The organism is Actinoplanes sp. NPDC048791 (genome assembly GCF_040650095.1).
Lineage (GTDB): Bacteria > Actinomycetota > Actinomycetes > Mycobacteriales > Micromonosporaceae > Actinoplanes.
On record NZ_JBEZGQ010000449.1, the window covers coordinates 1 to 6,517 of the forward strand.

Genomic DNA, 6,517 nt, shown 5'->3' on the forward strand with positions numbered 1-6,517 from the left:
CCCGGCCCAGCGCGTCGGCCCCCGTGCAGACGCTGGCCACCGTGCCGCCCGCCGCGTGGTGCGCGGTGAGCCGGCCCAGCGTCTCCGCGGTGAGCAGCCCGGTGCCGGCCAGCCTCTCCGCGCGCCAGCCGGGCACCACCACCAGGTCGCCCGGGCCGAGCTCCGGCCAGTTCAGCTCGGCGCGCAGGGTGACGCCCTGGTGCGTCGGCACGTCGGGCTGCTCGGCGACGTAGGACAGCCGGTAGGGGTGCCCGTGGTCGGCCGCGGTCGAGAAGACCTGGGCGGCGCCGGCGAGGTCCAGCAGGTGCAGCCGCGGCACGAGGACGAAGACCACCTGGTTCACGATCCGGTCAAGCTCCCGGTCAGCTCGGCGACGGTCCGGACGGTGGCGAAGCGGCCGGCCAGCGCGTACTCGGTGCGGGTCACCACGTCCCCGGCGGCCAGCGTACGCGGGTCGGCCAGCAACTCGGCGACGGTCTGGCCGGGCGGGGCCTCCCGGTGCGGGATCGGGAACGTCGCCGTTGCGTCAGTGACGAATGTGACGGCGTACCCCAGATCGGAACCGACCCGCGCCGTGGTCTCGACGCACTGCTCGGTCCGGATCCCGCAGACCGTCAGGTCGCGGATCCCGCGCTCGGTCAGCACCTGCTGCAGATTGGTCGTGGTGAACGCGTTGTGCGAGGTCTTCGTGATGATCGGCTCCCCGGGCGCCGGCTCCAGCCCGGCCATGACCCGCACGTGCCCGCGCGCCGGGTCGAACTCGCCACCGCTGCCCGGCTCGGCGTGCAGCACCCAGACGACGAGGTCACCGGCCGCGCGGGCGGCGTCGACGAGGACACCGACCCGCTCCACGACGGCGGGGTTGGAGACGGCCTGCCACAGCGGCCGGACCCGGAAGGACTCCTGGACGTCGATCACGACGAGCGCGTTGGTCATGCTGCCATCGTGGCGGCCGGGACGGCACCGGGCCAAGGCATCGACCCGACCCGGACCGGAACGATCCGGTCACGCGAAGCGGGGTGAAGATCCGTTCCGGCCGGTAAGGTCGGCAGGCATGACAGGGCCTCTGACGGGAAAGACGGCAGTGGTGACGGGCGGCTCCCGGGGCATCGGCCGGGCGATCGTCGAACGGCTGGCGCGCGACGGCGCCACGGTGATCTTCGGCTACCGCAGCCGCGACGACGAGGCCAAGGCGGTCGAGGACGCGGTTCCCTCGGCGCGCGGCTTCCGGGCCGACCTGGCCGAGCCCGGGGCGGTCCGCGAGCTGCTCGAATGCGCCGACCACCTGGACATCCTGGTCGCCAACGCGGCGGCGAGCTTCGCACCGACGCCGATCGCCGAGGTGAGCGACGAGGACTACGACCGCATTTTCGCGGTCAACGCCAAGGCAACATTCCAGGCCATCCGGTACGCGGCCCGGCACATGCGCGACCACGGCCGCATCATCACCATCTCCACCCTGAACACGACGTCCCCCGCCCCGGGCGGCAGCCTCTACGTGGGCAGCAAGGGTGCGGTGGAGCAGTTCAGCGCGGTGGCGTCCCGGGAGCTGGGCGCCCGTGGCATCACGGTGAACACGGTCTCGCCCGGCGCCACGGACACCGAGCTCCTGCGCTCGACCAACAGCCCCGAGGCGCTGGAGATGGCGGCGGGGATGACGCCCCTGGGCCGGCTCGGTCAGCCGGCGGACATCGCCGATGTGGTCGCGTTCCTGGCGGGCCCGGACGGCCGCTGGATCACCGGCCAGAACATCCACGCCGGCGGCGGCCTGGCCTAGGGTCTGTCCTGCCGGCCATGACCTCGGCGCAGGCCGTCATGATCGGCAGGACAGACCCCACGGTCAGCCGGCGAGCAGGGCGAGCAGCTTCGGCGAGGCCTGCCGGATGGTGTCGCGCCCGTCCGCCGCCTGGGCCAGCAGCCGGCGGCAGCCGTCCCGCTCCACATAGAGCTGGCCGGACCCCAGGTGAAGCACGACGAACTCGCTCGCCGGGCTCGTGCACGCGGGTGCGGGCGCGGCGGCCTCGACCTCTTTCCGGACGGCGGCCCACTGCTGCTCGCTCAGGTAGCGACCGGAGGCGAACTCACCGGCCGGCTTGCCGGTGCGCTGCTGATCGGCCGGCACGCGGTACGCGCAGAGCCGGACCTGCACCGGGCCGTCGAAGCCCGCGGGCACGACGGCCGGCTCACCCTTGGTCCCCCACTGCCCCGAGACCCAGACCATGTCCGCCCACTGCTGGGTGCAGCCGGCCGCCGCCGCCTCTGACGACTCGATCTCCCGGATCGGCCGGGACGAGACCGGCGTCAGCCGCAACCCACCGAGGGCCTCACGCACCTCGGAGCGGACCTTGCCGCAGCTGTCGTGGGGTACGCCGGGACGCACCCAGCGGCCCTGCGCGTCGAGCAGGGCGAAGAACGGCGCAAGGTACAGCTCGAGGGTGCAGGCGCCGCCGGAGATCGGCTCGTCCGGCAGCCGCAGTGCGGCGACCAGCGCCGTGACGTCGTCGGCGCGGCTCTCCGTGGCGGTCATGTCCTCGCCACCGTCGGCCCGGCGCAGCGGCGCCGAGCTGCACACCACCGCCGCCACCGGCTCAAAACTGCCGTCGAGCGGGGGCAGGTCCGCGAGGCCGCTTCCGCCCGACGCCGGACCGGAGGACGTCGCGCCCGCCGCCGCACACGAGGTCCAGGCGGGCTCGACCTTCGGCTTCCCGGCGTCAGCGGCCTGGCCCGCGCACCCGGCGACCGCCCCGAAAAGCACTGTTGCGACCACAAATGACACACCACAACGACCCATCGCGCACCTCCGCACCCTTCCTGCGACGGTGCCGGAGGTACGACGGTTCCACTGCCGACACTTTCTGCGCCCAGCGTAGTTGATCACGGTATGCGAAAGTTGTCGGTCTTCCTGGCACTGGTCTGCGCGTTCGTCGGCGGCGCTGTCCCGGCTGCGACACCAGCGGCCGCCGTCGGTGCCCGCGCCCAGGCAGCCCCCTCGTTCAACGGCACGGTGTGGGCGATCGCGTTCCGCGGAGACGTCGTCTACGTCGGAGGGTCGTTCACCGCGGTCACCTACCGGGGCCGTAGCTTCGAACGCCGGCGGCTGGCCGCGCTCGATGCCCGTACCGGTGCGGTCCTGCGCTGGCAGCCCGCCGCGGACGGCACCGTCCGCGCCCTCGCGGTCGCCGGCCCGGCGGTCTACGCCGCCGGCGACTTCGACAGCATCTCCGGGCAGAGCCGCGACGCGGTCGCCCGGATCGACGCCTCGACCGGCCGGCCCACCCGCTTCGCCCACCGCGTGACCGGCGAGGTGGCCACGCTCGCGGTCGGCAACGGACGCGTGTACGTCGGCGGCAGCTTCTCCACCGTCGACGGCGTCACCCGGCGCAACGTCGCCGCCTTCTCGCACAGCAGCGGCGCCCTGGACCGCTCGTGGCGACCGAGCACCGGCGGCCGGGTCCGGTCGCTGGCGGTCACCCGCAGCCGGATCTACCTCGGCGGGGAGTTCCACCAGGTCAACGGATCCCGAGCGGCGGACCGGCTGGCGGCCGTGCACCCGGCTAACGGGTCGCTGGTGCGCGGCTTCCGGCCGCACGCACCCGCGAACGTGATGGACGTGGCCGCGGACGCCCGCGGGGTGTACACGGCGACCGGCGGACCGGGCGGCCGGGCCGTCGGATACTCGTCCTCCGGGGGGATCCGCTGGACCCACCTCTTCGACGGCGATGTGCACACGATCGCTGTGATGGGCGGGATCGCCTACGTCGGCGGGCACTTCGACCGGGCCTGCCGGCGGACCAGCACTGTGCGGCAGCTCGGCTGCCTCGGGGGCTATACGGCGCGGGTGAAGCTGGCTGCGCTGGACGGGCGGGGGCGGCTGACCGGGTGGAACCCGCGGGCCAACGGCACGATCGGGACGCATGTGCTGACGACTTATCCGCCGCGGCATCGTATTGCTGCTGGTGGGGCCTTTACCCGGATCGGGGGTGCGGGGCGGGAACGCTTCGCCCTCTTCAACTGACCGCCGCGCCGCCGGGCCGGATTTCCGGCCCGGCGGTTGATGGCCCGGCCCGGCGCGAGACGGCCCGGCTACCGCGCCACGTCGTCGGTGGCCGAGAGCAGAGCAGCGAGATCAGCCCGGGACGGCAGCCCCTCGCAATCCCCGGGGACCGTGACCGCGAACCCGCCCACCGCCACAGCCGTAGCCAGCCGCTGAGCCGGCGCCGCCCCGGCGAGCCGGTCCGCCAGATACCCCGCGACGAACGCGTCCCCCGCCCCCACCGGGTCCACCACCGTCACGTCGAGGGCCTTGAGCACGTACCGCTCCCCCTCGATCAGCCCCGTGCAGCCGCGCGGACCGTCCTTGATCACCACCTCGCCGGGACCGAGCGCCGCCAGTCCTTCGGCCGCCGCCTCGCTCCCGCCCAGCACCAGGGCCGCCTCGTCCGGTCCCGCGAAGACCACGTCCGCCCGCGAGACCAGATCACGCAGGACGGGCGCGGCGTCGTACCGGGACCAGAGCTTGGCCCGGTAGTTGATGTCGACCGACACCGCCACCCCGGCCGCGCGGGCCGTCTCGACCGATTGGAAGATCGCGGCCCGGGCAGTGTCGCTCAGCGCCGGGGTGATGCCGGTGACGTGCAGGATCCCGGCCGACCGCAGGAGGTCGGCGGGCACGTCGGTGGGGCCGAGCCGCGAGCCCGCGCTGCCCGCACGGTGGTAGTCGACGGTCGTCAGCGCGCCCGTGCGGCGGTGCCGGACCATCAGACCGGTGTAGGCATCGTCGCGGATGGCCACGGTGTGCACGCCCTCGGCGCGCAGGCGGCGCTCGATCAGGTCGCCGGTCGCGTCGGGGCCGATCCGGCCCACCCAGGTGGCCCGGCCGCCGAGGCGGGCCACACCGATCGCCACGTTGCTCTCCGCGCCGCCGATGCCGAACCGGAAGCCGCTCGCATGCTCCAGCGGGCCGACCCCCTCGGCGGCAACCAGCCCCATGGTCTCCCCGAGCGTGACAAGGCCGCCGTTCATGAGCGGGCGAACGCGACCGCGTCGACGGCCCGCCGGGCGCGCACCGCCAACTGAGCCAGACTGCCCCCGGTGGCCGCATCCCCGATCAGCGGACCACCGAGCCCCACCGCCGAGGCCCCGGCGGTCAACCACGTGGCGATATCAGCGATCTCGATCCCCCCGGTAGGCATGATCCGCACGTCGGGCAGCGGCCCCCGCAGATCCTTGAGGAAGCGCGGCCCGACCGCACCGGCCGGGAAGAGCTTGACCAGCGGCGCCCCACCCCGGCTGGCATTGAAGATCTCCGTAGGGGTGAACGCCCCCGGATAGACCGGCACCTGGAAACCGTCGAGCGCGGCGACCCAGACCGGGGACACCAGGAAAGCAGCGCCCGCGTCCACGGCGGCCTTGGCGTCGTCGAGGGTGAGCACCGTCCCGGCCCCCACCGCGACCGAGGCCGGCAGCTGGCGGCGCAGCCCGGCGATCGCTTCGAGGGCCCCGCGGGAGGTGAGGGTCACTTCGAGGGCGGTGATGCCCGCCTCGACGAGCACATCACTGACCGCGGCGAAGGCATCCGCGGTGGGCGCGCGCAGCACGGCCACGACGCCGCTCCCGACAACCGCCTCAGTGACCGACTTGTCCGACATGGAGGCCTCCCCAGGATCCGTCGCTGCCTCCATACTCCCCGGGTCAGGAAAGATCAACCAGTGACGCGGGACTCCGCCGGCGTCGCGTCGCGCCGGATGTAGGACCGCAGTCCCCGCGACGGTGGCTCCACCGGCGGCAGCGGAGGCGTGGCCTCGATGCCGAGCTCCTCGCGGACCGCCGCCTCGAACTGCTGCATCACCAGCGGCACGTGCCCGAGCATCTCCCGGACCGACTTCTCCGGGTCGACGCCCGGCGGCGGGGTCGGGCGTTCGCCGTACAGCTTCTCGATCAGCAGGTGCACGGCCAGCGCGGCGCTGCGGACCTGCCCCGAGGCCAGCAACCGGACCTGCATCAGGGCGGGTCCGACGGCGTCGACGTAGGTGAACGGCCCGGGCGGGGACTGGCCGCTGTCGTACGCCGCACGCAGCCGGTAGGTCGCCCGTTCGAACTCCGTCATCAGGGCGATGTAGGCCTCCTTGCGCTCGGCGTACCACCGTTTGGTGCGCTTGGCGCGGCTGCGGGCGTACTCGTCGCGGGCCGACACGAGCAGGGTCACACCGGCCCCGGCCAGCGCGAACACGACGGCGACCAGGGGTAACGCCCACCAGGGGATCTCAGACACCCGCCAACGGTAGCGATGCCGGTCCGCCGGGTCCCGGGCGAGGGCCGGATCGTGACCTGGCGTCCGCCGGTTCCGGCCGATGGGCCAGCGGGCAATCCCGCGGGCGGTCGGGCTGCCGGTCAGGTCGGCCCGCGGCGATGGCCCGCAAGAGGGGGTACGCCCACAGCCACGTCCCGCCCCGGCAAGGCGACCTCCGGACCGGCTCGAGGCCGTTGCGCCCCCGCCGGGCTGAAGCCCGTCCCGGCC

General features: G+C 73.9%; 7 protein-coding genes and 1 pseudogene. 2 read left to right on the top strand and 6 right to left on the bottom strand.

Translation table 11 applies throughout. The annotated features are described in order from the left end of the window. A pseudogene (locus tag AB0C29_RS27525) lies at positions 1-334 on the bottom strand (AraC family transcriptional regulator); the annotation flags it as partial. Between the two features lie 5 nt (positions 335-339). After that, positions 340-936 (bottom strand): isochorismatase family protein, encoded by a 597-nt coding sequence (locus AB0C29_RS27530; protein WP_360825794.1) that lies wholly within the window; start codon positions 934-936, stop codon positions 340-342. Between the two features lie 118 nt (positions 937-1,054). On the opposite strand from AB0C29_RS27530, the gene AB0C29_RS27535 reads away from it, so the two are divergent. Further along, complete coding sequence (locus AB0C29_RS27535) at positions 1,055-1,777, top strand: SDR family oxidoreductase (RefSeq protein WP_360825797.1); 723 nt, start codon at positions 1,055-1,057, stop codon at positions 1,775-1,777. A 63-nt stretch (positions 1,778-1,840) separates the two neighbouring features. On the opposite strand, the gene AB0C29_RS27540 is transcribed toward AB0C29_RS27535, so the two are convergent. Next, positions 1,841-2,755: a hypothetical protein gene (locus AB0C29_RS27540; RefSeq protein ID WP_360825800.1), complete on the bottom strand. Its 915-nt coding sequence runs from the start codon at positions 2,753-2,755 to the stop codon at positions 1,841-1,843. A gap of 126 nt (positions 2,756-2,881) precedes the next feature. On the opposite strand from AB0C29_RS27540, the gene AB0C29_RS27545 reads away from it, so the two are divergent. Next, positions 2,882-4,015, top strand: a complete 1,134-nt coding sequence (locus AB0C29_RS27545) for a hypothetical protein (RefSeq protein WP_360825803.1) — start codon at positions 2,882-2,884, stop codon at positions 4,013-4,015. 68 nt (positions 4,016-4,083) lie between these two features. On the opposite strand, the gene AB0C29_RS27550 is transcribed toward AB0C29_RS27545, so the two are convergent. From AB0C29_RS27550 to AB0C29_RS27560, 3 genes are read right to left on the bottom strand one after another with little or no spacing between them, the layout of a single operon-like run. After that, positions 4,084-5,022, bottom strand: a complete 939-nt coding sequence (locus tag AB0C29_RS27550; RefSeq protein WP_360825806.1) for a sugar kinase — start codon at positions 5,020-5,022, stop codon at positions 4,084-4,086. Continuing rightward, entirely contained in the window at positions 5,019-5,648 is a 630-nt protein-coding gene (locus tag AB0C29_RS27555) for a bifunctional 4-hydroxy-2-oxoglutarate aldolase/2-dehydro-3-deoxy-phosphogluconate aldolase (protein WP_360825808.1), read from the bottom strand. The genes AB0C29_RS27550 and AB0C29_RS27555 overlap by 4 nt, the downstream gene beginning before the upstream one ends. Positions 5,649-5,701: 53 nt before the next feature. Further along, positions 5,702-6,271, bottom strand: coding sequence for a hypothetical protein (locus AB0C29_RS27560; RefSeq protein WP_360825811.1), 570 nt, complete (start codon positions 6,269-6,271; stop codon positions 5,702-5,704). Positions 6,272-6,517: the final 246 nt, after the last annotated feature.